This window comes from Pyxidicoccus xibeiensis, assembly GCF_024198175.1.
Lineage (GTDB): Bacteria > Myxococcota > Myxococcia > Myxococcales > Myxococcaceae > Myxococcus > Myxococcus xibeiensis.
Genome location: NZ_JAJVKV010000019.1, coordinates 1 through 25,540 on the forward strand (window position 1 = coordinate 1; position 25,540 = coordinate 25,540).

The 25,540-nt window shown below is 71.5% G+C and carries 24 protein-coding genes; 6 read left to right on the plus strand and 18 right to left on the minus strand.

Features of this window, described 5'->3' with window-relative positions; all coding sequences use genetic code 11:
* Positions 1–178 precede the first annotated feature (178 nt).
* The 7 genes from LXT23_RS43880 to LXT23_RS43910 form a co-directional block, all read right to left on the minus strand.
* Positions 179–793 carry an MOSC domain-containing protein gene (locus LXT23_RS43880; protein ID WP_253986482.1) on the minus strand — a complete coding sequence of 205 codons (615 nt, stop codon included), beginning with the start codon at positions 791–793 and terminating at the stop codon, positions 179–181.
* 43 nt (positions 794–836) lie between these two features.
* Positions 837–1,814: an MBL fold metallo-hydrolase gene (locus LXT23_RS43885; RefSeq protein ID WP_253986483.1), complete on the minus strand. Its 978-nt coding sequence runs from the start codon at positions 1,812–1,814 to the stop codon at positions 837–839.
* 182 nt (positions 1,815–1,996) lie between these two features.
* A complete protein-coding gene (locus tag LXT23_RS43890; RefSeq protein WP_253986484.1) occupies positions 1,997–2,932 on the minus strand; it encodes a DMT family transporter in 936 nt (311 codons plus the stop codon).
* A 79-nt stretch (positions 2,933–3,011) separates the two neighbouring features.
* On the minus strand, positions 3,012–3,995 hold the full coding sequence (locus LXT23_RS43895; protein WP_253986485.1) for a GNAT family N-acetyltransferase: 984 nt from the start codon (positions 3,993–3,995) through the stop codon (positions 3,012–3,014).
* Positions 3,967–4,734 carry a potassium transporter TrkH gene (locus tag LXT23_RS43900; protein WP_253986486.1) on the minus strand — a complete coding sequence of 256 codons (768 nt, stop codon included), beginning with the start codon at positions 4,732–4,734 and terminating at the stop codon, positions 3,967–3,969. The genes LXT23_RS43895 and LXT23_RS43900 overlap by 29 nt, the downstream gene beginning before the upstream one ends.
* Before the next feature lie 172 nt (positions 4,735–4,906).
* Entirely contained in the window at positions 4,907–8,590 is a 3,684-nt protein-coding gene (locus LXT23_RS43905; RefSeq protein WP_253986487.1) for an FG-GAP-like repeat-containing protein, read from the minus strand.
* A gap of 7 nt (positions 8,591–8,597) precedes the next feature.
* Positions 8,598–8,933 (minus strand): PqqD family protein, encoded by a 336-nt coding sequence (locus LXT23_RS43910; RefSeq protein WP_253986488.1) that lies wholly within the window; start codon positions 8,931–8,933, stop codon positions 8,598–8,600.
* Positions 8,934–9,170: 237 nt separating this feature from the next.
* Between LXT23_RS43910 and LXT23_RS43915 the strand changes: the two genes are divergently transcribed.
* Positions 9,171–9,761, plus strand: a complete 591-nt coding sequence (locus LXT23_RS43915; protein ID WP_253986489.1) for a cytochrome c oxidase assembly factor Coa1 family protein — start codon at positions 9,171–9,173, stop codon at positions 9,759–9,761.
* 79 nt (positions 9,762–9,840) lie between these two features.
* Here the strand turns inward: LXT23_RS43915 and LXT23_RS43920 are convergent, their stop codons facing one another.
* The 4 genes from LXT23_RS43920 to fsa form a co-directional block, all read right to left on the minus strand.
* The gene (locus LXT23_RS43920; RefSeq protein WP_253986490.1) at positions 9,841–10,803 is read right to left on the minus strand and encodes an electron transfer flavoprotein subunit alpha/FixB family protein; all 963 of its coding nucleotides are present in this window, start codon (positions 10,801–10,803) and stop codon (positions 9,841–9,843) included.
* 58 nt (positions 10,804–10,861) lie between these two features.
* Complete coding sequence (locus LXT23_RS43925; protein ID WP_253986491.1) at positions 10,862–11,659, minus strand: electron transfer flavoprotein subunit beta/FixA family protein; 798 nt, start codon at positions 11,657–11,659, stop codon at positions 10,862–10,864.
* Between the two features lie 151 nt (positions 11,660–11,810).
* Positions 11,811–12,947, minus strand: a complete 1,137-nt coding sequence (locus LXT23_RS43930) for an acyl-CoA dehydrogenase family protein (protein ID WP_253986492.1) — start codon at positions 12,945–12,947, stop codon at positions 11,811–11,813.
* 167 nt (positions 12,948–13,114) lie between these two features.
* Positions 13,115–13,786, minus strand: coding sequence for a fructose-6-phosphate aldolase (gene fsa / locus LXT23_RS43935; protein ID WP_253986493.1), 672 nt, complete (start codon positions 13,784–13,786; stop codon positions 13,115–13,117).
* A gap of 151 nt (positions 13,787–13,937) precedes the next feature.
* Here fsa and LXT23_RS43940 point away from each other — a divergent pair, with 151 nt between their 5' ends.
* The 5 genes from LXT23_RS43940 (at position 13,938) to LXT23_RS43960 (ending at position 19,617) form a co-directional block, all read left to right on the plus strand.
* Entirely contained in the window at positions 13,938–14,996 is a 1,059-nt protein-coding gene (locus LXT23_RS43940) for a KpsF/GutQ family sugar-phosphate isomerase (RefSeq protein WP_253986494.1), read from the plus strand.
* Between the two features lie 434 nt (positions 14,997–15,430).
* Complete coding sequence (locus tag LXT23_RS43945) at positions 15,431–15,979, plus strand: RNA polymerase sigma factor (RefSeq protein WP_253986495.1); 549 nt, start codon at positions 15,431–15,433, stop codon at positions 15,977–15,979.
* Positions 15,976–16,800: a hypothetical protein gene (locus LXT23_RS43950; RefSeq protein WP_253986496.1), complete on the plus strand. Its 825-nt coding sequence runs from the start codon at positions 15,976–15,978 to the stop codon at positions 16,798–16,800. Before LXT23_RS43945 ends, LXT23_RS43950 begins: the two co-directional genes overlap by 4 nt.
* A gap of 62 nt (positions 16,801–16,862) precedes the next feature.
* Positions 16,863–18,434, plus strand: a complete 1,572-nt coding sequence (locus tag LXT23_RS43955; protein WP_253986621.1) for a caspase family protein — start codon at positions 16,863–16,865, stop codon at positions 18,432–18,434.
* A gap of 163 nt (positions 18,435–18,597) precedes the next feature.
* On the plus strand, positions 18,598–19,617 hold the full coding sequence (locus LXT23_RS43960; RefSeq protein WP_253986497.1) for a hypothetical protein: 1,020 nt from the start codon (positions 18,598–18,600) through the stop codon (positions 19,615–19,617).
* Between the two features lie 51 nt (positions 19,618–19,668).
* Here LXT23_RS43960 and LXT23_RS43965 read toward each other — a convergent pair whose 3' ends face one another.
* Genes LXT23_RS43965 through lptM form a run of 7 tightly spaced genes read right to left on the minus strand, consistent with a single transcriptional unit; the run spans position 19,669 to position 25,540 of the window.
* On the minus strand, positions 19,669–21,024 hold the full coding sequence (locus tag LXT23_RS43965; RefSeq protein WP_253986498.1) for a tetratricopeptide repeat protein: 1,356 nt from the start codon (positions 21,022–21,024) through the stop codon (positions 19,669–19,671).
* Positions 21,021–21,545 (minus strand): 2-amino-4-hydroxy-6-hydroxymethyldihydropteridine diphosphokinase, encoded by a 525-nt coding sequence (gene folK / locus LXT23_RS43970; protein WP_253986499.1) that lies wholly within the window; start codon positions 21,543–21,545, stop codon positions 21,021–21,023. The genes LXT23_RS43965 and folK overlap by 4 nt, the downstream gene beginning before the upstream one ends.
* On the minus strand, positions 21,542–22,312 hold the full coding sequence (locus tag LXT23_RS43975) for a fumarylacetoacetate hydrolase family protein (RefSeq protein ID WP_253986500.1): 771 nt from the start codon (positions 22,310–22,312) through the stop codon (positions 21,542–21,544). Before LXT23_RS43975 ends, folK begins: the two co-directional genes overlap by 4 nt.
* Positions 22,309–23,124, minus strand: a complete 816-nt coding sequence (gene dapB, locus LXT23_RS43980) for a 4-hydroxy-tetrahydrodipicolinate reductase (protein ID WP_253986501.1) — start codon at positions 23,122–23,124, stop codon at positions 22,309–22,311. Before dapB ends, LXT23_RS43975 begins: the two co-directional genes overlap by 4 nt.
* A gap of 31 nt (positions 23,125–23,155) precedes the next feature.
* Complete coding sequence (gene dapA, locus LXT23_RS43985) at positions 23,156–24,043, minus strand: 4-hydroxy-tetrahydrodipicolinate synthase (protein WP_253986502.1); 888 nt, start codon at positions 24,041–24,043, stop codon at positions 23,156–23,158.
* Positions 24,044–24,059: 16 nt separating this feature from the next.
* Positions 24,060–25,301 carry a diaminopimelate decarboxylase gene (gene lysA / locus LXT23_RS43990; protein WP_253986503.1) on the minus strand — a complete coding sequence of 414 codons (1,242 nt, stop codon included), beginning with the start codon at positions 25,299–25,301 and terminating at the stop codon, positions 24,060–24,062.
* Positions 25,298–25,540: an LPS translocon maturation chaperone LptM gene (lptM, locus tag LXT23_RS43995; RefSeq protein WP_253986504.1), complete on the minus strand. Its 243-nt coding sequence runs from the start codon at positions 25,538–25,540 to the stop codon at positions 25,298–25,300. Before lptM ends, lysA begins: the two co-directional genes overlap by 4 nt.

Sequence of the window (25,540 nt, forward strand, 5' to 3'; positions counted from 1 at the left end):
ACCGGATGACCGCGGTCAACCAACTGCTCGTACGTCCGAGCCGCGAGCACCTGAGTCCGTTTCGGCCGGAGCACACGCACTCGCGGCCGTCTGCTCCCCGCCATGGCGAGTCATGCTCGCACTGCGGAGCTTATGCATCCATCGGACGCATCAGTATCGTTAATTTTTTCTCACGCCCTCAGCTCAGCTGGCCCTTTCTGTTCACAGGACTTCCTGGCAGCACATACGTCACGGGCTTCGGCAGCATCACCCGCACCGCGTCGCCCGCGCGGATGACGCCGGGCCGGTCCACCCAGGCCACCAGGCCCCGGCGCTCCCAGGCGGCCTTCACGAAGCGGCTCGCCAGCTTTGGGATTCCGGGATGGTGTCCCTCGATGACCTTCCCCGGGCCGGTGCACGGCTCGTTCTCCCCCTCCACCGCCAGCACCGCGTCCTCGGGGAAGAACAGCCGCGTGCCCGGCGGAAGCTGCGTCAGCCTGGGGATGCCTTCCACCTCCAGGTTGGCCCCCAGCCACGACGCCAGCACGCGCGGGAGCTCCAGCGCGTGCGCCACCTGCGCCAGCTCCTCGGTGGACACCAGCGAGAGCTGCCGCGTGTTGCGGATGGGCGTCCCCCTGGGGAACCACGGCGTGCGCACGTCCGACAGGCGCGTCAGCCCCGCGTGCCTGTCCCCTTCGATGCCCTCGAAGGACAGCCGCACCTCGGGCAGGTCATGGGTGACGAAGCTCTTTTGCTCGGTGCAGACGAGGACGCGCACGGTGCGTCCGACCAGCGCTGGAGGAGTACGGGCCATGGCCCCGTTCTAACCCGGCCCGGCCTCCTGTGCTCCGCGCGCGTCAGAGCAGGGTGAGCTGCTGCGGCTTGCCCCCGAGCGGCCGTGCATCCACACCCGCGTCGCGCAGCGCCTGTGCCAGCTCCTCCGCGAAGCCGTGGCAGGTAATCACCTCGTTGGCGCCCGTCGCCTTCGCGTAGGACAGCAGCGAGGGGAAGTCCGCGTGGTCCGACAGCGGGAAGGCCACGTCCGCGCCGTAGCGCCGCGCCGCCCCCGGGTCCACCGCCCAGCCCGTCAGCACCGCCGTGGCGCGGGGCCACAGGTGCGCCAGGGCACCTCCGCGCGCCTGGTGCGGAGGAATGAAGAGCACCTCGCCCGGCTCCACCTTGCCGCTGAAGAGGCGCAGGTTCTCGATGGGCACGCCCAGCTCCGCGTAGAGCTGCGCGACTTCGTAGATGGAGGAATGCGCCACCAGCGAAAAGCCCCGGTCTGCGAGCTGCTTCATCGCCTCCTGGCTCTTGCCCAGCGGGTAGCCGAGCAGCACGGGCACCGCGCCCCGCTCGAGCTGCTTTCGCACCCACGCCTCCACCTGCCCTATCACCTCCGCGCGCGGCGGGAAGCGGTAGCGCGGGTGGCCGAAGGTGGACTCGATGACGAGCGTGTCGCACTCCGCCACCTCCGTCGCCTCGGCCGTGAGGGACGGCGCCACGTTCAAATCACCCGTGTAGACAATGCGCTTCCCATCCGCGCGGATGGCGCGCAGCTGCGCGCTGCCCAGGATGTGCCCGGCCGGCAGCAGCTCCAGCACCAGCGGGCCCAGCTCGAAGGGCTGCCGGTAGGGCACCGCCAGGGGCGCATTCACCGGGCCCAGCCGGTGCGTCATGAAGCGCAGCGTGGCCGCCGTGGCGATGGTGCGCTCATGCCGGGCGATGTGGTCCGAGTGCCCATGACTGACGAAGCAAAGCGGCGACTTGCGCTTCGCATCCAGGGACAGCTGGGTGCCCGTCAGGTGCATCCCGTTTCGGCGGAGCTCCACACTCATGGCAGGGCCCCGGGATATAGCGCGTCCGCGCGCGCGGGGCCCTCCTCACTTCCGCTCCCCGCCCGCCCGCCCGCAGGGCAGGCCCACCTCCCAGGGAGGACGGCGTCCGCGTCCCACTCGGAGTCCGTGAAGCGCCCACACGGAACGAGGCCCGCCAGCGCCTGCCCTGGCACGTCCAGCCGCTACGCCGTCCGCGAGCGCCACCACGTCCAGGCCGCGGCACCCACGTCCGACACCAGCACGCCCACGAGGATGAGGCCGCCGCCCGCCCACTCGCGCGCGCCCAGCACCTCGTAGCCCAGCGCCACCGAGTACGCCGCGGCGTACACCGGCTCCATGGAGTAGATGACCGCCGCCCGCACCGCCGAGGTGCGCGCCTGTCCCCACGTCTGCACGCTGATGGCCACCGCGCTGGCGAGCACGCCGCAGACGAGCACGGCCCCGACGAACGACGGAGTCCACTCCACCCGCCGCGTCACGAAGGGCAGGCACGCCGCGGACAGCAGCACCACGCTCCACAGCTGCACCGCCACCAGCCCCATCACCCCCTCCTTCGGCGCATAGCGCTCCGTAAGGGTGATGTGGCACGCGTACGCCACCGCGCAGCCCAGCGTCAGCACGTCACCCCGCGCCAGCCCGCCGCCTGTCGCGCCCACGTCCGGCCGCGTGAGGAAGTAGAGCCCCACCGCCGCCAGCACCACCCCCAGCAGCGACGTGGCCTTCGGCACCCGCTTGAAGAGCACCAGTGACAGCAGCGGGACGAACACCACGCTCATCCCGGTGATGAAGGCCGAGCGCGACGGCGTGGTGGAGGTGAGCCCCACCGTCTGCATGACGAAGCCCGCGAACAGGAACGCGCCGAGCACCGCGCCGCGCCGCAGGTTCTGGGGCGCCAGCACCTGCCGCCCCGCCAGCGCGCTCAGCACCACCGCGCCCACGAGGAAGCGCAGCGTGAGGAAGGAGAACGGGTCGCCGTACCCCAGCGCGTCCTTCACCACCACGAAGGTGACGCCCCAGAAGATGGTGATGAGCGCCAGCGCGCCGTCTGCCTGGAGGCGCTGCACGCGCGCCGGACGGGACGGGCTGCCGCCCAGCGTGTCGGAAGTCGAGGTGTTCATGGGGCGCTACGAGCCGAGGGAGTGCCGGGGAGGAGGCTGCTTCTGGCCCAGGCGCGGCGACAACGCAACCCACCGCGTGTCACACCGTCAGGTCCTTCTCCAGGACGACCAGGGCCTTGGTCCGGCCCGCCGCGTCCCAGGCCTGGTTGGTGCGCCGGGTGAGCTCCGGAGCGGCGGGTCGGAAGCCCAGCCCGCCGAAGGTGCGCAGCGAGGCGCTGTTGTCGTCGTCGATGTCCGCCTGGACGCGAGGCTCACCCTGACGCCGGGCCTCGTCCATCAGGCAGGTCAGCAGGCGGGTGGCCACGCCCATCCGGCGGACCTGCGGCGCCACCACCAGCGAGCGCACCCAGACGCCGTCCAGCGGGAGCGCCTCCTGGCGATAGGAGTCCACCCAGGCGAAGCCATGCATCCGCCCCTGCGCGTCGAAGGCGCCCGCCGCGGCGCCCCGCCGGTGCGGCTCGGCGAGCCCCCACCGCTCCCGGAGCTGGCGGCGGAGGAAGCCGGAGGACACCACCAGCCGCTCGCCCGCGAAGACGAGCAGCGCGTCCAGGTCGTCCACGTGCAGCAGGCGGACCTCCAGCGGTCCCACCAGCGCACGCCGCAGCGGCCTCGACCAGCCGGAGAAGAAGAAGTCCCGCACGCGTCGGTAGACTACCCGTGTCCCGGGCCGGGCCCACGCCAGGGCCAGCGTCTGCTGCGTCACCCACAGGGCCGGGCGGAAGGGCCGGGGCAGCGGCAGCACCCACTGCCCGCGCCGCACCGCCACCACCCGCCCCAGCGTCACGCCGCCCGGCGGGTCCTCGCTCCCCAGCAGCGCCGCCGTCCGCCAGGGCCGCGTGGACACCACCACGTGCGCTACCAGCTGACGTCCACGCCGCATCAGCGCCACGTCCCCGCGCGCCAGCTGCCCGGGCCCGCAGCGCAGCACCCGCACCGAGTCCCCGCTGCGCAGCAGGGGGTACAGGCTCCGCCCCGCGCCACGCACCCACAGCCGCTGCCCGGGAGGCAGCGACTCCAGCACGTCCAGCAGCACCTCAGTGGAGGGTGGCTTCCGCGGCGGCATGCACCCACTCCTCCACGAAGCCCGCCACGGCCGGGTCCTTGCGGAACGTCAGCTTCCGGGCCGCCGTGCGCTCCAGCAGCGCGGACAGCCGCTGCAGCACGTCCGCCGGAGTCACTTCTCCCAGCAGCGGGCGGAACACCTGCCCCGCCAGGGCGGCCAGGGCCTCGCGCGCGGGCACCAGCGCCAGCCGCTCCGCGTCTCCCTTCTCCAGCAGCAGCAACGCCGCGAGCCGCGCACGGGGCAGCGCCGAGGGCAGGTCCAGGTCCGAGCAGAACGGGCTGCCCTCCACGTGCCCGTCTGGATAGAGCGCGATGACCTCGTCGGAGAGCACCTTCGCGCCCGCGCCCGCGCACAGCCGAGTGAAGGTGGACTTGCCCGCGCCGCTGGGGCCCAGGGCCACCACCCCGGCGGTGCCGAAGGCCACGCCTCCCGCATGCAGGAGCAGCCCTCCCTGCCTCAGCGTGGCGAGCTGGAGCGCCACACGCAGCGCCAGCTCCGTGTCGAGCGCGTCGGCCGGGGGCTCCACCAGGACGGTGTCTCCCTGGAGTGCGAAGCGGGGCCCGGCGGGACGCCGGGGGTCCAGCGGTCCGCCCTCTCCCGCCGGCACGCCGCCCACCCTCACGGAGAGGTGGACGGGCGCCTCGGGGGACTCGAAGGGGGCGAGCGTGCAGCGCTCAGCAGTCCGGGAGAGCAGCCGGGCGTCCACCTCCACGCCCCAGTCTCCAAACCGCAGCCGCATGCCCGCCTCCCTGGCTCAACACTGCCCGGTTTCGGGGTCGGGCTGGCAGCCGCTGGGCTGGAAAAGGTCCGGGACGAGCAGCTTCTCAGAGCGCACCCGAGGGGGGACATACGCCTTCTTCGGGGAGGGGCGGGTCTTGGGGTCCGTCGACGGCTTCATGGGCATCCTCAGCTCAGTAATAGACCACAACCTGACCACCGTTGGTGGCGATGTCGCCCACGGAGACATCCAGCAGTCCGTCCCCGTTGAAGTCGAGCACGCCTACGGTGATTCCCTGCATGCCCAGCGGCTCCAGCATGGACTGGGCGAAGCCCACGCCCTGCGTGACGTCGAACTCGTCTGCCTCTCCCCCCTTGCTGAAGAAGAAGTAGGCGGACGAGGGCGTGCGGTTCTGGCCGATGATGAGATCCGGCCGCCCGTCGCCATTGAGGTCGCCCGCGCGCACCGCACTCCCGAACTGCCCCGTGCCGTTGAAGATGGTTGGCGCAGCGGAGAAGTTGCCGTCGCGGAAGAGGAACATGCGGTCCAGCTTGGGCTGCGTCACCAACAGGTCGGCCGTGGAGCCGCCCACCAAATTTACGTCACCTACGGCCTCGGCGCCGAAACCACTGTTGGCGCCGGTGGGGGTAGAAACAGCCAAGCCCGTCACAGACGTGAACGCATGGGTCAGGTTGAGGTTGGCACCCGACGTGGCCTGGGCTCCGGAGAAGAGCCACACCCGGTTCACCCGGTCATTGGAGCCCGGAATCGCGAAGTCGGGCACACCGTCGCCAGTCACGTCCCCCATTCGGGCATAGCCACGCGTACGGCCGAAGAAGGCCATGCCCGCGTCGCCGGAGATCTTCACGTCCGCGAGGGCAGCCGGGATGATGCAGCCCACCCCGCTGCTGCACGTCTGCGTGGTGTCGAGGTCCTCGCGGAGCAGCGCACGCCACGCGTCCCGCGAACGGCCGAAGAAGATGAACACCCGGCCCGGCGACTCGTTGTGCGCCGCGATGGCCAGCTCCCGCAGGCCGTCGCCGTTGAGGTCGCTGATCATCTTCACGGTGCCGCCGAAGTTGCCCGACACGCCGCGCGTCCCCCGAATCTCCAGGGCATCCGCCAGGTCCAGCACCTGGCCACGACGGCCGAGGTACAGGAAGACGCGCCCCCGGCCGCTGGCCCCCGCAGGGTCGCTCCAGGCGCGCGCGCCGATGGCCAGGTCGTCCACCCGGTCGTCCACCGTGGCGTTGCCCACGTCCCCCAGGTCGAAGTCCGTCGCGAAGAATTGGCCGGTGTTCCCCGTCGTGTCGACGGTCTGCCGCAGGGGCGGCTGCGCCACCAGGTCGGCCGCGCCGTAGTAGACGTACGCCGAGCCTATCGACGCAGTGGTCGCCGCGCCCACCACCAGGTCCTGGCGGCCGTCGCCATTGAGGTCTCCCCGGCCCGACTGGTAGGTCTGATAGCCACCGGCGGTGAGCACCGGGTTGGCCAGCGTCACCTGCCGCCAGAGGTTGCGAATCTGCTGGGCCACCGGCTGCGGCGTGAAGGCGGCGAAGTTGCCCAGCTCGTCGCGGGCCGTCACCTCGATGGAGTAGCGCGCCAGCGGCGGCACCGTCAACGTGGCGCGCGTCTGGCCGGCGGGCCGGAGCGCCCCGCCCTCCTGCTTCGCCATCTGCGGATTGAAGAACGTGGCGTAGCCGTCGATGCCGTTGGGCGCCTGGGCGTTGGTCGTCCACCGCAGGTCATAGCCCGCGGGGGTGCCCGAAGCGCCGTCATCCCCGCTGGCCGTCCACTCCACCTCCACCGTCGCCGCGCGCGCGTTCGTCAGCTCGCGGCGGGTCACGCTGATGGGGGCCGGAGGCACCACGTCCACGGTGGCCGTGGCGGCGCGGCGGACTTCATTGCCGGACGGGTCCGTCACCCGCAGCTCCAGCGTGCCGGAGGTGTTGTGTGGCAGCGTCACGCGCACGGCCGTCGGCGCGCCTTCGACGACGGCCACGGCGGCCGACACCGGCTGGTCCCGGTAGAAGAACTGGATGCTGCCACCCGCGGCCTGGCTCACCGTGACCTGGAAGTCCGCCGTGGCGTCGCCACCCGCCTCCAGGTCCGCCACGTAGCCCGGCGTCGGCGTCGCCACCGGGAAGAGGTTGGCGTTGTTGGCCGATACGAAGAAGAGCGTGGTGGCCGCGGGGATGACGGCGGTGAGCACCGGTACGGTGATGTCCACCGTCACGTCCACCGAGTCCTCGCTGCGCTCGCCGAGCACGTTGACCGCGGCGGCGGTGAAGCGCGTGGAGGCCCCATCATCCAGCGTCACGTCGAAGAGGAAGCGACCCGCCGAGTCCACCGTGGTGGTCGGCGCGGCGCCCGGGGCGCCCTGCCGGGTGAGGGACACCGAGCGGCCCAGGCAGCCGGGCGCGCGGCCCTCCAGGCGGTACTGCAGGCCCGCCGTGGCCGGGTCCCGGTCGTCCCGGGCCAGCAGGCGGACGGACTCGCCCGCGGGCGCCGTCAGCGCCACCGCACAGGAGGCCACGCGGACGAGCACGTCCGTCGAGCTGTCCCGTGTCACGTTGCCCACCGCGTCGGTCACCTCCGCCGACACCGTCTGCGAGCCGAGCGGGAGCCCCACCGCGCCCTCCGCCACCCCGCCCGACACCGACAGCTCGCCCACGAGGTTCTCCGCGGCCGCGCCCACCTTCGAGAAGACACGCACGGTGTGCTGCTCACCCCTCGTCACGAGCACGCGTACGGGCACACCCTGCCCCAGCGCCTGCACCTCCTGGGTGCTGCCCTGCGCCGGCGTCTCCAGCGTGATGGCCAGCCCCACCAGGTCCACGATGACGTCGCGCGTCTGTGTGGACGTGTTGCCCGCATCGTCCGTGGCGGTGAACGTCAGCGAGTAGGTCGCCTCGCCCGTGTTGGCGACGGTGAAGTCGTGCGTCACCGCGCCATCCACCGGCGTCAGCGAGACGGCCTCGCCCGCGGGGCCCAGCACCAGCCGCACCCCGTCCTGCCCCACGTCCGCGGACGTGGTGGCGCTGACGCGCAGCTGGTAGCCCTCCGCGTTGGAGGCGTCCCCGGCGGGGCCGAGCGCCTCCACCACGGGCGCCGTCACGTTGACCTGCGGCGGCGCGGAGTCCACCTGGAAGCGACGCGCGGCGGACGTCACGTCGGCGCCCCGGTCATCCACCACCGCCACGCAGGACGCTTCCGTCTCACAGGCCGCGGTGCCCAGCGTCGCCAGGAACTCCGTGGTCCCACCCGAGGCCACCGTGAAGGGTGTCTCCGGCAGGCCGCAGGCGCCCTCGCAGCGCAGCGTGCCCGTCCGGCCCGTCAGCCCCGAGGACTGCACGGTGAAGCGCACCTGGTAGCCGGGCGTGGCCGCGTCCGCGTCGGCGGCCGCGTTCAGCAGCTGGCCCTCGGTGGGCACCGTCAGGCTCACGCTCGGCGGCGTCGTGTTCACCTGCACGGTGGACGTCTTCGTGGCCGTGCGCCGCGAGCCCTGCTCCACCACGGAGACGCGCAGCTCGGTGGCGGGCACGCGCAGCTGCGCGGCCGGGAAGCGCGCCGTGGCGCCGTCGATGACGGCCGGCGGCCCCGGAATCCACTCCTCCGTGGCGGCCTGGCGCAGCTCCAGCGTGGCGCGCTCCAGCTTCAAGGCGCGGCCGGCCGTGTCACGGGCCGTGGCCACCACCTCGTACTGGAAGCCATCCGAGGCCGGGTCCGCGTCATCCGCCGACGTCAGCGTCTGGCCCTCCGTCGGCTTGTCGAAGGCGACCTCCAGCTTCGACTCCACCGGCGGCTTTCCCGGACACCCGGCCAACGTGCACACCGCGACCACCGCGAGCAGCCACTTCCATCCCGCTGAATGCATGAGCCTCTCACTCCCTCTTTGGGGCCGAGGACCCGGCCGCTGTCGCGCCGAGCACCAGCACCTGTCGCTCCACCAGGAGCGCCACGAAGCGGGACGTGTCGTGTCGGCACACGGCCCCCTCCACCTCGAATTCCTCACACAGCACCGCGGCGATGTCCCCCACCGTCCGGCGGCCGTCGACCAGCTCCACGATTCGCTCCGCCACCTCGGACACCGTGCCCGTGGTGTCGTCCTCGAAGGTGTGAAGCGTCTCGTCCGGCCCCAGCACGACCAGCTGCCCGCGCACGCGCTGCACCGCGGCCGCCGGGTGGAGCCGGGGCACGGCCTCCATCAGGTCGCCCATGCAGACGTCTCTCGGGGGAAGGGAACCACCACGTACCTCTCCAGTCAGGGGGCGCGAGCCCGGCCGAGTCCCCCGTGCTCACCGGCCCTGTGGAGCACGCGCGGAATCTACATGTTGCCCGGTTCACACACCAACGGCCCCCGGGCGGAGTGTTGGCCGGGTCTACCCTGCCCCGTCCAGGGCCGGATATGAGGGGGCCGCTCGCCTGCCGTTCGGGCACGGAGGAAGAACACATCCATGGACAGGATGCCGGAGGGCTCGATGGCGCCCCAGCGGGGCTGGTGGAGCCGCAACTGGAAGTGGATGGTGCCCGTGGGGTGCCTTGGAGTCCTGGCCTCGTGCGGCTGCCTGGGCGCCATGCTCGTGGGCACGAGCTTGACCTCCATCCTCCAGGGGCCCCCGCGGACCGAAGCGGAGGCCATCGCCACGTCGGACGAGGAGGTGCGCGCCCGGCTGGGCCCGCCCATCGACGTCGACTGGCCCCGCGAGTCCTTCGTGCACAAGAACAACGGCCGCACCCGCGCGAAGTACTCGATTCCCCTCGACGGCGCCAAGGCCGACGGCACCCTGCACGTGGAGGCGGAGCAGGACGACGGCGGCCCGTGGCGCTACTCCACCCTCGAAGTCGAGCTGGAGGACGGCACCCGCATCGACCTGCGGGACGTGGCGAACCCGGCCCCCCGGGACGCGCCCGCGGAGGACTTCCCGCCGCCCACCCCGAAGGCCCCCGTCCCGCCGGAGCTGCCCCTGGGAGACGAGCCCCCGGGCCGCGACGGCGCGCAGGAAGAGGCGCCTCCGCGCGAGGGCGGCAGCGACATCGAGCTGTAGCCTTCGGGAAAAGCGAAAGGGCGGCCGCGGGGAGTGTCCCCACGTCCGCCCCTCGCGTGCAGCGTCAGCGTGCCGGGTGCTACTTCAGCTTGCCCAGCTCCGCGCGCAGCTCGGGCAGCACCTTGAAGAGGTCCGCCACGATGCCGTAGTCCGCCACCTGGAAGATGGGGGCCTCGGGGTCCTTGTTGATGGCGACGATGGTCTTCGAGCTCTTCATGCCCGCCAGGTGCTGGATGGCGCCGCTGATGCCCGCCGCGATGTAGAGCGCCGGAGCCACCACCTTGCCCGTCTGGCCGACCTGCAAGTCGTTGGGAACCCAGCCCGCGTCGCACACCGCGCGGGACGCGCCCACCGCGGCGCCCAGGTCATCCGCCAGCGCTTCGATCTCCTTGAAGTCGCCCTTGGTGCCACGGCCGCCGGAGACGACGACGCGCGCCTCGGTCAGCTCGGGGCGGGCGCTCTTCACTTCCTTGAAGTCGACGAACTTCGTCTTGGAGGCCTCCACCTTCGGGGTGAAGGTCTTCACCTCGGCGGAGCCCCCACCGGCGGCGGCGGTGAACTCGGTGGCGCGCAGGGTGAACACCTTCACCGGCGTGGTGAGCTTCACCTCGGCGAAGACGTTGCCGGCCCACATGGGGCGCGTGAAGGTGATGTCCGCGCCGCCGCCGTTGAAGGCCATGACGTCGGTGGCCATGGCGGCGCGCAGGCGCGCGGCCAGGCGGGGCATCAGGTCCTTGCCCTGCGCCGTGGAGGCCATGCCCACGTAGTCCGCCTTCAGCTCCTGGACCAGCGCGGCCAGGGCCGGGGCGTACGTCTCGGCGAGGTAGTGCTCCAGCTCGGGCGCGGCGCCCACGTGCACGGCCTTGGCGCCGGTGCCCTTGAGCTCGTCCGCGACCTTCGCGGGGTCCTTGCCCACCAGGGCGATGTGCAGCTCGCCGCCGGCCTTTTCGGCCAGCTGCTTGCCCGCACCAATGGCGTTGAGGGTGGCCTTGCGGAGGCTGCCGTCCGGCTGCTGCTCGGCGATGATGAGAACAGTTGGCATCTGCGTGACTCCGTATCTCTGAAAGGTTCGTTCCGTAGGAGGGAGCGCGGGCTGCCGCTCAGACGACCTTCGCCTCGTTGTGGAGCTTCTCCACCAGCGCCGGGACGTCCGCCACCTTGATGCCCGCCTTGCGCGCGGGGGGGGCCGACATCTTCAGCACCTGGATGGCCGGGGTGACGTCCACGGCCAGCTTGGCCGGCGTCAGCTCCTCAATGGGCTTGCTCTTGGCCTTCATGATGCCGGGGAGGCTGGCGTAGCGCGGCTGGTTGAGGCGCAGGTCCGTGGTGACGACGGCCGGCAGCTGGCACTCCACCGTGGCCAGCCCGTTGTCGACCTCGCGGATGACGCGCACGCTCTTGCCGTCCGCGCTGACCACGAGCGCCGGCACCTTGTTCTTCTCCTGCTCGCTCTCCGCGGACTCCACCTTGGAGGCGAACGTGGCCTGGCCCCAGCCCAGGAACTCGGCGAGGTACTGGCCGACCTGGTTCTGGTCGTCGTCGATGGACTGCTTGCCGAGGATGACGAGGTCCGGCTTCTCCTTCTCCACGACCTTCTGGAGCAGGCCGGCGATGGCGAGCTGGTCCAGCGGGCCCGTGTGGTTCACCCACACCGCGCGGTGGGCGCCCATGGCCAGGGCGTGCCGGAGCTGCTCCTGCACCTCCTTGCCACCGATGGACACCACCACGACTTCGCCCTGGTGCTTCGCCACCAGGCGCAGGCCCTCTTCGACGCCAATCTCGTCGAAGGGGTTGATCTTGTACTTGAGCCCCTCCTGAACGATGCCCGAGCCATCCGGCTTTACCTTGATCTTCGACTCAGGGTCTTCCACGCGCTTGGCGGTGACGAGGATCTTCACGGCGGTGCTTCTCCTTACCGAGGAGGCGTTTGAAGGCTGGAAAACAGTCCGTGCGGGGCGCCTTGACGCGGCGCGCGAACGGTCTGGGTTAATAGGCATCCGAGTGTCACGGCGGCAATGGGAAACGGCCGCCGGACACAGTTCTGCTTTTCTACTTGAACAGTTCGCGAGCGATGACGAGCCGCTGGACCTGGCTGGTGCCCTCGTAGACCTGGATGAGCTTGGCGTCGCGCATCAGCTTCTCCACGGGGTACTCCTTGATGTAGCCGTAGCCGCCGTAGACCTGGACGGCGTCGGTGGCGACCTTCATGGCCATGTCCGCGGCGAAGCACTTGGCGTAGCTGGACTGGAGGGTGTTGCGCTTGCCCTCGTCCAGCAGCCAGGCGCTCTCGTAGGTGAGCATGCGCGCGGCGTGGGTGTTCATGGCCATGTCGGCAATCATGAACTGGATGGCCTGGTGCTCGATGATGGGCTTGCCGAACGTCTTGCGCTGGCTGGCGTACTCCATGGAGTACTCGAGCGCGGCGCGGGCGATGCCCACGGAGAACATGGCGGTGAGCGGGCGGCTGTTGTCCAGCGTGGCCATGGCCACGGCGAAGCCCTGGCCCTCCTCGCCGATGCGGTTGGCCACCGGGACGCGCACGTCCTCGAAGGTCAGCGACACCGTCTCGCTGGCGCGCTGGCCCATCTTGTTCTCGTGCTTGCTGGGGGTGAGGCCCTTGGGACGGCCCTCCACCACGAAGCAGGTGATGCCCTTGTGCTTCTTCGCCTTGTCCACCGTGGCGAACACCGTGTACTGCTCGGCCTGGCCGCCGTTGGTGATGAAGCACTTGGCGCCGTTGAGCACGTAGTGGTCACCGTCGCGCACGGCGGTCGTCTGCATGCTGGCCACGTCGCTGCCCGCCTCCGGCTCCGTGAGACAGAAGGAGGAGAACTTCACGCGCTCGGCGAAGTGGGACAGCAGGCGCTTCTTCTGGTCCTCCGTGCCGTGGAGGATGATGGGCAGGTTGGCCAGGTCGTTGGCGATGATGGACGTCGCCACGCCAGCACAGCCCCAGCTCAGCTCCTCCGCGACGATGGTCTGGTCCAGGTGCGACAGGCCCACGCCGCCGTACTCGGTGGGGATGGCCATGTTCAAGAGGCCCAGCTCCCACGCGGTGGACAGCAAGTCCCTGGGGAAGGTGGCCGTCTCGTCGTAGTGGGCGGCCTTGGGGCGGACGACCTCGCGGGCATACTTGCGCGCGGCTTCCTGCAGGGCGCGCTGGTCGTCGGTGAGCTGGAATTCCATGCGACTCCTCGTGACTCGGTCGACTCGTTGACTCGGGAGTCAACGAATACATGCCGCGCCGCGAAATCGCCAGCCCGAAGCCGCCTCCGCGGGGTGGGGGATTCGCTCCCACACGCCCGGGGGTGGAACAGGCCCCCGGGCAGGCTGCCGGGGGCCTTCCGGGCGGACTACTTGTTGGCCGCCGGGGGCTTGGCGGCCTTGGGGACCTTCTCCCAGTCGGCCAGGAACTTCTTGATGCCCGCGTCGGTGAGCGGGTGGTTGGCCAGCTGGGTGATGACGCTGTAGGGCAGCGTGGCCACGTCCGCGCCCATGCGCGCGGCCTGGAGCACGTGCACCGGGTTGCGCACGCTGGCGACCAGCACCTGCGTGTTGAAGTCGTAGTTCTGGTAGATCTCCAGGATGTGGGCGATGAGGTCCATGCCGTCCTGGGAGATGTCGTCCAGCCGGCCCACGAAGGGCGACACGTAGGTGGCGCCCGCCTTGGCGCACAGCAGGGCCTGGTTGGCGGAGAAGCAGAGGGTGACGTTGGTGCGGATGCCCTCGGCGGTGAGGGCCTTGACGGCCTTCATGCCCTCCACGCCCATGGGAATCTTCACGACGACGTTGTCGTGAATCTTCGCCAGGCCGCGGCCCTCCTTCACCAGCTCGTCCGCCTCCAGCGAGACGCACTCGGCGCTGATGGGGCCGTCCACGATGGAGCAGATTTCCCGGATGGTCTCCTCCAGGCCGCGTCCCACCTTGGCCAGGAGCGAAGGGTTGGTAGTGACGCCGTCCACGCAGCCCATCGCATGGGCCTTGCGGATCTCCTCGACGTCGGCGCTGTCGATGAAGAACTTCATCTCGTCCTTCTCCTGGGAAGTTGCTGCGATGAATGAAGGTGGATGTGACCGGCCTTGGCAGGCCAGGCGAGCAGGCGCGTAATCGATGCCTCCCCACGCGTCAAGGGTGGCCACCATGGGGTGCCGGAGGGTAGAAGTTCCGGCCGTCACCATGGCCCGCTCCCCCCGCTCCGTCGCCAAGAAGCCTCGCCTGCGCGCGCTCCCCGGCCGCCCTGCCCAGGCACCTGCCTCCGTCCCCGAAACCGAGGCCACGCTCGCCTACGCCCGGGGCGTGCTGGAGGCCGAGGCCCGCGCCATCCTCGGCGTCACCGAGCGACTGGGGGACGCGTTCCTGCGCGCCGTGCAGCTGGTGCGCGAGTGCAAGAGCCAGGTGGTGGTGACGGGCATGGGCAAGGCGGGCCACATCGGCCAGAAGCTGTCCGCCACGCTGGCCTCCACGGGCATCCGCTCGGTGTACCTCCACCCCGCCGAGGCGGTGCACGGAGACCTGGGCCGCGTGGCGCGCGGGGACGTCATCCTCGCGCTGTCCAACAGCGGCTCCACCGAGGAGCTGGTGCGGCTTCTGCCCGCCTTCAAGCGCATGGCCACGCCCGTCATCGCCCTCACGGGCGACGCGGAGAGCCCGCTGGCGCGCGGCTCCGAGGTGGTGCTGGACATCGGCCCGATTGAAGAGGCCTGCCCCATGGGGCTGGTGCCCACCGCGTCCACCGCGGCGCTGCACGCACTGGGAGACGCGCTGGCCATGGCGGTGCTGCGCTCGCGGCCCTTCGGCACGGAGGACTACGCGCTGCTGCACCCGGGCGGGAAGCTGGGGCGCTCCGTGCAGCGCGTCTTCGAGCTGATGCGCTCCGGCCCCGCCAACCCGCTGGTGCGCGACACCGCGCCCCTGTCCGAGGTGGTGGGGGTGATGACGAAGACGCCGGGCCGGCCGGGCGCCGCGTGCGTGGTGGACCGCGCCGGGAAGCTGGTGGGCATCTTCACCGACGGAGACCTGCGCCGCCGCGTGGAGGACGGGCTCACCGACTTCACCATCCCCGTGCGCGACGTCATGGGGAAGCACCCCCGCTGCGTGACGCCGGAGACGCTGGTGCTCGCCGCCACCGCGCAGATGCGCGAGCTGAGGGTAGACCAGCTCCCCGTGGTGGACGTGGAGGGCCGCGCCGTGGGCCTGCTCGACGTGCAGGACCTGCTGGCCGCGAAGTTCGTCTGACGTCCGGCGGGGGCGGGGCGCGCGAGCGTGGCCTGAATCAGCCGACAAGGCCGAGTGAAGCAGGCACGACGCCGATTCACCGCCCCCCCCGGCAGCGAGCCTTCGCCGCCGGGTGGAATGAACGTTCCTTCCTGCATCCAGGGCCATCCAGGGGACGAGGCGCCGGGTGGAATGAACGTTCCTTCCTGCCTCCGGAGTCGGGCGAGACGCACCGCCGGGTGGAATGAACGTTCCTTCCTGCCTCCGGGGCTGGCCGGGCCGCCGAACGGATGTACCCCGGGCCTGGGGGCGGTGCCGCCGCTTCCCATGCCGCGGTGTCAAGGTGCTCCGCGGAATGTCCCACGGAAAGTTGCTCACGCGTCTCCACCTCCGGGCCTCTTCGCCCTGCTGGAGAAGAATGCCGGGCGATGTCGGAGGCAACGTGAGGACGGGCTTTGAGCGAGCCGGAAGACGAGGTCGCGCGAACCGAGGGTTACTACCGCCGCTACGGTGAGGCCGTTCACCGGCGCTGCCGTCGGCTGCTGGGCGATGACGCGCTGGCGTGGGACATGACGCAGGAGGTGTTCCTGCGCGCCCACGCACACCTCGGACAGGTGGGCAGTGCCAGCTCGCCGCTGTCCTGGCTGCTCACGGTGGCCGACCGCCAGTGCTTCTCGGTACTGCGCAGGCGCCGCACCGAGGCCGCCAGCGCACTGACGCTCCGAGCTCCCTCCGTGGGGCTCGGCGTCGCTCCGGATGATGCGCTGGAGCGACTGCTGGTGGACGCGGACCTGGTGCGCCACGTGCTCGCCCACTGCCCGGAGGACGTGCAGCGCATCGTCGCGCATCGCTTCCTGGATGAACTGGAGCAGGAGCAGATTGCCTCGCTGCTCGACGTGTCCCGCAAGACGGTGCAGCGCAAGCTCCAGTCCTTCTTCGATACGGCGCGACGGCTGCTGGACGTCCCCAGCGCCGTCCCGCGGAAAGGAACCGCCCCCGCATGAGCTCCCCCTCCCTGCCCCGCTTTCCGGGAGTGCCGGACCTGCTGATTGAGCGCTACCTGTGCGGGGAGTTGCCCCCGCACGAGGCCCAGCGTGTGGAGGAGGCCGCGCGCGCCTCGCCGTCCCTCGCCTCGCACCTCGAGCACCGACGAGCCGAGCAACGCGCCTTCGCCGACGCCCGCGCCTTCGCATGGGTGGGTGCGCGCATCGAAGCGCGGAGGTCGGGCGTATCGGGTCGGGCCACAGGTCTGCTCGGCCACGCGAGGAGCGTATTCGGCCGGGGCGCGGGCTTGCGGTGGGCGCTCCCCGCGCTCGGGCTGTGCTCGCTGCTGGTCATCGTCGCCGTGCGCCAGCCCGCGACCACGGGCGAGGGCGACACGGTGCGCGTGCGCGGCGGGCTGACGGCGCGGGTGCTCGTGAAGCGGGGAGAGACCGTGTTCGAGCACGCGCCGGGTGTCGTGCTGCGCCCGGGCGACAGGGTACGAGTGGAGGTGGAGGACGCGGAGGGCGGGACACTCTACGTCGTGGGACTCAGTGACCACGGGCGGGCAACACCCCTGCACGGCTTCGACCAGACAGGCGGCGCGGTGCAGATGGAGCCCGGGCGGCTGGTCCTCCCGGGCAGCCTGGAGCTCGACGCCGCCCCCGAGCGCGAGGCGCTGGTCATGGTGCTCGCCGAAAAGACGGAAGACGCACCTTCGCCCGAGGACGTGCTCCGCTGGGCACGGGAAGCCACTCACGGCACGGGTTTCCCGCCACGCCCGGAGCCTCTGCCAGGAACCCGCTACTCGCTGCGGGAGCTCCCCAAGGAGCAGCCGTGGTGACGGATTCGAAGCTCCTTCGCGGACCGAGCGTGACAGCACGAAGGCGTCTGGGGTTGCCGCTCGTGGCCCTGGCGGTAGCCCTGCTGGCCACGGTGCCCGCGCACGCGGAGAGCCGCTTCTCGCTCAGCGTGGGCCACAACGTCGGCCGGGGCACGGACGAGCCCCTGCGCTGGGCGGAGCGCGACGCGGAGCGCATGGACACGCTCTTCAGCCAGCTCGGGGGTGTGCCAGAGGACCGCCGCATCCTCCTGCGAGGCGAAGACCCGGCCACCGTGCGGCTGGCCCTCGCCCGGGTGCGCGGGCGCATCGAGGAAGCACGGCGCATGGGCGAGCGCACGCTGCTGTTCTTCTTCTACTCGGGCCACGGCGACGAGACCGCGCTGCACCTGGGTGGAGCCCCCCTGCCCCTCGCCGAGCTCCAGCGCCTGCTCGCCGACATCCCCACCACCGTCACCATCGCCGTGCTCGACGCCTGCCACAGCGGCGCCATGGTCCGTGGCCGCTCCAAGGGCATGAAGTCCGCGCCCGCCTTCGACGTGTCCTTCGTGCGCCAGGTGGGCCCCGAGGGCCGGGTCCTCATCACCTCCGCCGGCGCCCACGAAGTCGCCCAGGAGTCCGACAGCCTCCAGGGCTCGTACTTCACGCACCACCTGGTCTCGGGCCTGCGCGGCGCGGCCGACGTGGACGGTGACGCGCGGGTGAGCCTCGCGGAGGCCTACCGCCACGTCTACCACCGCACCCTCGCGGGCTCGCACGGCTCCACCGCGGCGGTGCAGCACCCGGAGCTCTCCAGCCAGCTCGCGGGCGAAGGCGACCTGTTCCTCACCGCGCTGGAGCGCTCTCAAGCCCAGCTGGAGCTGCCACCCGCCGTGGGCGACAGCGTGGTGCTGGTGGAGGAGCGCACCCTGCAGGTCATGGCCGAGGTGGAGCCCCGCCCGGAAGCCACCGTGCGCGTGGCGCTGCCCGCCGGCCGCTACCGCGTCCAGGTCCGGCGCGGTGCCCAGGTCCTCTACGGCCGGGTGTACCTGCCCTGGGGCGAGCGCCAGCGACTCCAGCCCGAGTCGCTCGAGGTGCGCACGCTGGCCCTGCACCAGCGCAAGGGCGCGCTCCTGGAGGGCGCTGGTTGGCGGAGGCAGGCCGGCCTGGGCGTGAGTCGCGCCTCCACGCCGGCGGGAGGCTGGGGCCCCCAGGCCGGAGTGTTTCTCGCACGCGAGGCGTCCGGCGGCACGGGGCCCTCCCTCGTCGGTGGACTCACGCTGGGCGCCAGCCGGGCCTCCACCGCGGCGCTCCGCCTGGACCAGCTGGAGCTCGGTGCCTGGGGCGGCGTAGGTGTGGCGGGCTCGCTCGAGAGGGTCTGGACGGGAGCCCACGTGGGCGTGGGCGTGCTCGGCGTCCTCCAGCGCGCGAGCAGCCTCGAGGCGGAGCGGCGCGACAGCCTGGGCCTGTCCGCCTCGAGGCTGCGCACGGGCGCAGGCGCGGCTGTATTCGCGGCGCTCTCCGCCGAGCTTCCCCTCGGCGCCCGCGCTGGCCTCTTCGCGCGCATGGGCGGCCACGCAAGCCTGGTGCGCGAGGACGACCAGCTCCGCCTGCAACCCGTGCCCACGCTGCTGGTGGGCTGCACCTGGGGCCAGTGAGGCATGCATTCCCGAGCCGATGTCCCACGCAAATCCCCCTCCGCGTCTCCACTGTCGCACCGGCCGGCGAGGCCCGAGCCGCTCCGAGGAAACGACTCCTGGAGTGGACTCGGGCGCCACCGGCCCGGTGCGCATCCACCACACGAATGAACGGGAGGAGCACATGGCGACACGGATGGTCCGGAGAACCCTCACGACGGGAATGCTGGCGCTGGGGCTGACGCTGTCGGGCTGCGGCGAGGTGCTGGGCGACGGGGCGGAGGACGAGGTGCTGCTCGACGTCGAGGGCACCTTCGTCTCCTCCGCCGCGCTCGACGAAGCGCGGGCGAAGAAGCTGCGGGCCGCGCTCATCTGGGAGCGCTACCCGGAGAGCACGCTGGAGTGCCTGAAGAACCTGCCGCCCGGCGGCAACAACCGGAGGTGCTTCTCGCTGGACACGCCGTACGAGTACACGCGCGAGACCATGGACGTGAAGATCCACTCGCGCAGCCCCACCACCGTGCGGCTCCCCGTGAACAAGCTGCCTCCCGCCAACGTGCTGAATGGAGAGCCGGGCTCACGCCTGGGCCTCGCCTCGGTGGTGGTCTACGTGGACGAGAACGGCAACGGCCAGCTCGACACCATCAGCCCCACCGCGACGAGCCGCATCGACACCGTCATCGGCTACCAGGAGGGCCACACGGCCGAGTCGCTGGAGTTCCACTGGATTGTCTACCGCGAGGGAGCGCTCCACCCGCTCCACCAGAAGCTCGCCTCGTGCCCGGAGCCTCCGCAGGGCTACTCGGTGGCGACCTACCAGTACTCCAACGGCCCTGAAGGCGAGGGGCAGGTCTTCGATGGGTGCTTCGTGAAGCGGGGCCGGGTGTCTCTGAACATGATCGTGAACCCGGACCACCAGTCCTTCCCGCAGCTCGCCTGCGAGCAGTACCACGCGATGCCCGCTTCGGAGCAGGCGCCGGCCACCCCGCCGGCCGCGAGCACCACCTCGTTCTGCTCCACCTCCTTCGACGTCGAGGGAGAGGCGCTGACGGTGAACGAGCACCCGGAGCTGTTCTGCAGGGGCGGCAACCTGCGGCGCTACGCCCTGCACGACATCTTCTACGGACGGTGGGATGACCGGGCCAATCCTCCGGCGTGGTGGCCCTGCGAGGTGACGCCGGCGCCCGAGACCGAGGAGCCCTGAGGACCGCAACACACCGGGGGCTGGCCCACGAGCCGGCCCCCGGGCCCGCGCCTACTGGGTCAGCTTCGCCTGGAGGCCCGCCTTGTTCGAGTAGTCCGGCGCGTCGGAGGCGAGCTTCTCCCAGAGCGCCTTCGCGCCCTTGGCGTCGCCCTTGGTCTTCAGGGTGTCGCCGAGCTTCTCCACCGCCGCCGGGTCCGACTGCACGGCCACGCCCCACACGCGCGCCGCCATGGGACGGCCCAGGCCCACCAGCGCCCACGCCATGCCCGCCTTCGCGCGCCCGTTCTCCGGCTGGAAGGGCACCACGCGCGTGTAGTTGGCGAGCGCCTCCTGGAAGCGCCCGCGCGCCAGGTGCTCCTCGCCCTCCTCCACCAGCTTCGCCAGGCCCTGCTCCAGCTCCGGCGTGCGCTCGGTGTTCTGCACCGCCTCAATCGCTTCCTGCGACAGCGGGCGCGGCGCGTCGGTGCCCGGGGCCGCCGCCTGCGACAGGCGGATGCGCCGGTCCTCCGCGCGCGTGGCGAGCAGCTTCTTGCGCCCGCCCGCCTTCACCGTCTCCTCCACCGTCTTGCTCAGCCGCTTCGCCATCTCCGCCCGGGGCGAGTCCGGGTGCGCGGCCACCAGCGCGTCGAAGCCCTCGCGCGCCTGCTTCAGCGCCGCCAGGTCCTCGCCCTTCGTCTCGAACAGCAGCGCCGAGCGCGAGTAGAGGGCCTCCTCGTGCGTCGGGTCTACGTCCAGCACGCCGGCATACGCCGCCAGCGCTCCGGCCAGGTCGCCCGTGAGGAAGAGCGAGTTCGCCCGCATCACCGTCACGTCCAGCACCGGCGCCAGCGCCGCGCGCGCGCACGCCGCGGCGCCCGGGACGTCACCCTTCTTCGCGCGCTCCTGCGCCACCGCCGTCATGGCGTCCACCGCCATGCCCTGCGAGAAGCCACACCCCGCGGCCTCCGCCGAGGGCACCGCCGCCTTGCCCAGCTTCTTGCGCTGCGCGAGGAACAGCTCCCGCGTCGCCTTCCCCCGGGCCTCCGCCTGCTGCAGGTAGGTGGCGGCGTCCGAGTGGCGGCCATTCACGTAGTAGAGCCGGCCCAGCGACGCGGCGATTTCGAAGGTCTTCTCCCGCTCGCGCAGCCCCTCCGTGGTGTCGAGCTGGCGCAGCAGCTCTTCCGCGGACGGCGGCGCGCGCCCCGTGCCCGACATGGGCGGGTGGCCCGGAGGCAGCTCGCCCGGCGGCGCCGCGGCGGCGCCGTCCACCGCGGGGTGCCCCTCGGGCATGCGGCCTGCACCAGGGGCGGCGGGCGTGGTGGCCGGCGAGGCCTCGGTCCCCGGGGGGACAGGCGGGTGGCCGGCGGGCAGGTTGGTGGGCTCGGCGGCGAGCAGCGCGGCCGTGGCCAGGGCGAGGGACAGGTTCATGTGTCGTTGCTCGAGTAGCTCGCTTCGGGCCACCAGGTGGCCTCGCTCCTGCGGACATCCTGCGGGGCGAGTTTCCCGAGGAGCTCTTTCACGGTGATGCCCAGCACCGGGTGCTTCAGGTGCGGGGCCAACTCGGCCAGGGGCTCGAGCGCGAAGCGGCGCTTGTGCAGCTCCAGATGAGGCACCTGGAGCGTGGGGTCTGCCACCACCTGTCCCTCCCAGAGGAGGATGTCCAGGTCGATGGTGCGCGGTCCCCAGCGCATTTCGCGCTGGCGGCCCAGGTCCTTCTCAATCTGCTGAAGGATGCACAGCAGCCGCTGGGGGGGCAGGCCGCACTCCAGCGCCACGACGGCGTTGAGGAAGCGCGGCTGCGGCGGCCCCACGGGGGCGCTGTCGAAGAGAGAGGAACAGCTCAGCACCGCCACCGCGTCGATGCGGGACAGTGCCGTCAAGGCGGCGACGAGGTGGCTCTCGCGGTCCCCCTCGTTGGAACCCAGTCCGACATAGACGGTGGCGCTCAAGGCTCAATCTCAACCGGGTTGACCAGGGTCCCGATTCCCTCGATGTCCACCTCCACCGTGTCCCCCGCCTCCAGCTTCCCCACTCCCGACGGCGTCCCGGTGCTCACCAGGTCACCAGGCAGGAGCGTCATCACCTGGGAGATGAAGGACACCAGGCGGGCGGGACTGAAGATCATGTCCGACGTCCGGCTGTCCTGGCGCACCTGCCCGTTCACCCGGCAGACGATGCGCAGGTCCGCCGGGGACAGGCCCGTCACCGCCCAGGGCCCCGCGCAGGCGAAGGTGTCATAGCCCTTGGCGCGGGTGTGCTGCACCTCGCGCTTCTGGATGTCGCGCGCCGTCACGTCGTTGAAGCACGTGAGGCCCCAGATGGCGCGCGCGGCCGTCGTCTCGTCGGCGTTCTTCAGCCGCTCGCCGATGAGCAGCGCCAGCTCCGCCTCGTAGTGCACCTCCTGGCTGGCCTTCGGAATCCGGATGGGCGAGCCCATGCCGTTGAGGGCCGTGGAGGGCTTGGTGAAGATGAGCGGCTCGGGCGGGACGGGCTTGCCCATCTCCTCCGCGTGCTTGCGGTAGTTCTGCCCGATGCAGACGACCTTGGACGCGTCCGAGGGCACCAGCAGCGTCACCGCGGACAGCGAGCGGCGGATGCCCGTGTCCTTCGCTCCGGCCCAGGGCGCGGCGGAGAGCACCACCACCTCGGAGCCCTCGACGCGGCCATGGTGCGCACGGCCTTCGTACAGGAAGCGGCAGTAGCGCGCGGTCGTCATGAAGTCCTCTGGAAGCCGAGCACGTCGGCCATGTCGTAGAGCCCTGGCGCGTGGCCCACCGCCCACCGCGCGGCCCGCAGCGCCCCCAGCCCGAACTGGTCGCGGCTGGTCGCCCGGTGCGTCAGCTCGATGCGCTCGCCCTCGCCGAAGAAGAACACCGTGTGCTCGCCCACCACATCCCCGCCCCGCAGCGTCTGCACACCAATCTCGTTGGCCGGCCGGGCGCCAATCATTCCCTCGCGCGCGAAGGTGAGGTCCTCCTTCGACCGCCCGAGCGAGGAGGCCAGCACCTCCGCCAGCCGCAGCGCGGTGCCGCTGGGCGCGTCCTTCTTCATGCGGTGGTGCGCCTCCAGCACCTCCACGTCGAAGCCCTGCCCCAGCACCCGCGCCAGCTCCGCCGCCATGCGGATGACCACGTTGACGCCCACGGACATGTTGGGCGCCGCGACGATGGGAATGGCCTTCGCGGACTCCGCCAGCGCCGCGGAGGACTCGGGGGTGAAGCCGGTGGAGCCCACCACCAGCGCCACGCCGCGCGCCGCGCACGCCTTCGCGTGGGCCACGCTCACCTCGGCGCTGGTGAAGTCGATGACGACGTCCGCCTTCGCGGCATCCAGGGCCCGGCCCAGGTCGTCCACCACGCGGACCTCCAGCGCGCCCAGCCGCGCGGCGAGCCCCGCGTCCAGCCCCACGGCGGCGCTGCCCGGACGCTCCGTGGCGCCCACCACCTGTAAATCTCCCGCGTCACGCGCCAGGCGCAGCAGCGTGCTGCCCATGCGTCCGGTGATGCCGGTGATGACGGTGCGAATCATGTGCGCTGCGCTCCTGGCGTGGCGTGGGGGCTCAGCTCTTGAGCAGGCCCAGGTGGCGCAGCTCGTCGCGCAGCTTCGACGCGTTCGGCTCGCTCATGGGCACCAGCGGCAGGCGCAGCTCCGGGCCGAACAGGCCCATCACGTGCAGCGCCCACTTCACCGGGATGGGGTTGGACTCCACGAAGAGCAGCCGGTGCAGGCTGTTCATCCGCACCTGGATGTCGCGGGCCTTCGCGATATTCCCCGCGCGCGCCTCCGCGACGAGGTCCGCCATCATCCGCGGCGCCACGTTGGAGGACACGGAGATGACGCCCTTGCCGCCGCAGGCGATGAAGGGCAGCACGGTGAAGTCGTCGCCGGATAGCAGCGTCATCCGCTCGCCGCACTTCTCCAGGATTTCGAGCGCGCGGAAGAGGTTGCCGGTGGCCTCCTTGATGGCCACCACCTCGGGGAGGTCGCACAGGCGCTGCACCGTCTCCGGCAGCATGTCCACGCCCGTCCGGCCCGGCACGTTGTAGGCGATGATGGGGAAGCCCGGGTGCGCGCGCGCGATGGCGCGGAAGTGCTCCACCAGGCCCGCCTGCGAGGGCTTGTTGTAGTACGGCGTGACGATGAGCGTGCCGTCCGCGCCCGTCTCACGCACGCGCTTCACGTTGTCGATGGCCTCGGCGGTGCTGTTGGAGCCGCCACCGCCCACCACCGCGACGCGACCTTTCGACTCCTCCACCGCGACCTTCACCGCGCGGGCCCGCTCGTCGGCCGTCATCGTCACGGACTCGCCGGTGGTGCCCATCGGAATCAGGACACTGGTGCCGCCCTCAATCTGGTAGCGCACCAGGGCCCGGTAGGCCTGCTCGTCGAACGCCCCGTCGCGAAACGGGGTGGCGAGCGCCGTCATGGAGCCTTCGAAGGTCTTCATGCCGGCGCTTATATGTTCAGGCCCGCTCGCCGCGCCAGAGATCCTCGACCCGCTCCCGTTCGCGGACGACCCTCCAGGCCTCCCCGTCCACCATCACCTCGGCCGGGCGGGGTCGGGAGTTGTAGTTGGAAGCCATGCTCATCCCGTAAGCCCCGGCACTCATGAAGGCGTACAGCTCGCCCGCCTGGGGGAGGACCAGGGGCCGGGCCCTGGCCAGCACGTCGGTGGACTCACACACCGGCCCCACGACGTCCACCTCCACCGGCTTGCCCCGGCGCTTCACCAGAGGCTGCAGGGCGTGGTGGGCCTCGTAGAGGGCGGGGCGGAGCAAGTCGTTCATGCCCGCGTCCACCACGACGAAGTGCTTGGCGGGCGTCTGCTTCCGGTACAGCACGCGGGTGAGCAGCACGCCGGCGTTGCCCACCAGCGCCCGCCCCGGCTCCAGCACCAGGTGCGCGCCGGTGTCCCGCGTCGCCTCCAGCACGGTGCGCGCGTAGTCCTCGGGGGACGGCGGCGTCTCGTCCGTGTAGGTGATGCCCAGGCCGCCGCCCACGTCCAGGTATGCCAGCGGGTGGCCCTGCGCCTTCAGCGCCGTATACAGGCCGGCCACCTTGGTGAGCGCGGCGCGCATGGGCGAGGTGCGGGTGAGCTGCGAACCGATGTGGCAGTCCAGCCCGGCCGCGCGCACGCCCTTGAGCTTCTTCGCCCGCGCATAGAGGGCGACAGCCTCCTCGAAGGGCACGCCGAACTTGGACGTCTTCAGCCCGGTGGAGATGTGGCGGTGCGTGCGCGCGTCCACGTCCGGATTCACGCGGAGCGCGAACGGGGCGCGCTTGCCCAGCCGGCGGCCCACCGCGTCCAGCGCGTCCAGTTCCTCGGCGCTCTCCACGTTGAACAGGAGGATGCCCGCGGCCAGCGCCGCCTCCATCTCCTGCTGCGTCTTGCCCACGCCGGCGAACACCGTCTTCGCCACGTCGCCGCCCACGTGCCGCACGCGAGCCAGCTCGCCGCCGGAGACGATGTCGAAGCCGCCGCCCAGCCCGGAGAACAGCTTGAGGATGGCCAGGTTGGAGTTGGCCTTCACCGAGTAGCAGATGAGGTGCGGCGTGCTCCCGAAGGCCTCCGACACCACCCGGAAGTGCCGGGTGAGCGTGGCGGCGGAGTACACGTAGGTGGGCGTGCCCGCCGCGTCGGCAATGGCCGGCAGCGGCACGCCCTCAGCGTGCAGCACGCCCTTGCGCCAGTTGAAGTGGTTCACTGTGCCTCGGAGCCCGGCGTCTCGGAGCCCGGGGCGAAGGTGCCCGCGTCCGGGGAGGGGGTGATGGAGGGCCCCGACGGCTCGATGGGGCCCCTGCCGGGCTCCTGCGGCGGAGGCTGCGTCTCCGTGGGAGGCGCGGGAGGCGGGCTCGGCGGCCGGGGCGAGCCCTTGATGCCGCACGCCACCAGCACCAGCGCGAGGCTGGCGGCGACCCAGAAGGACGAGTGGACGCGGCGCAT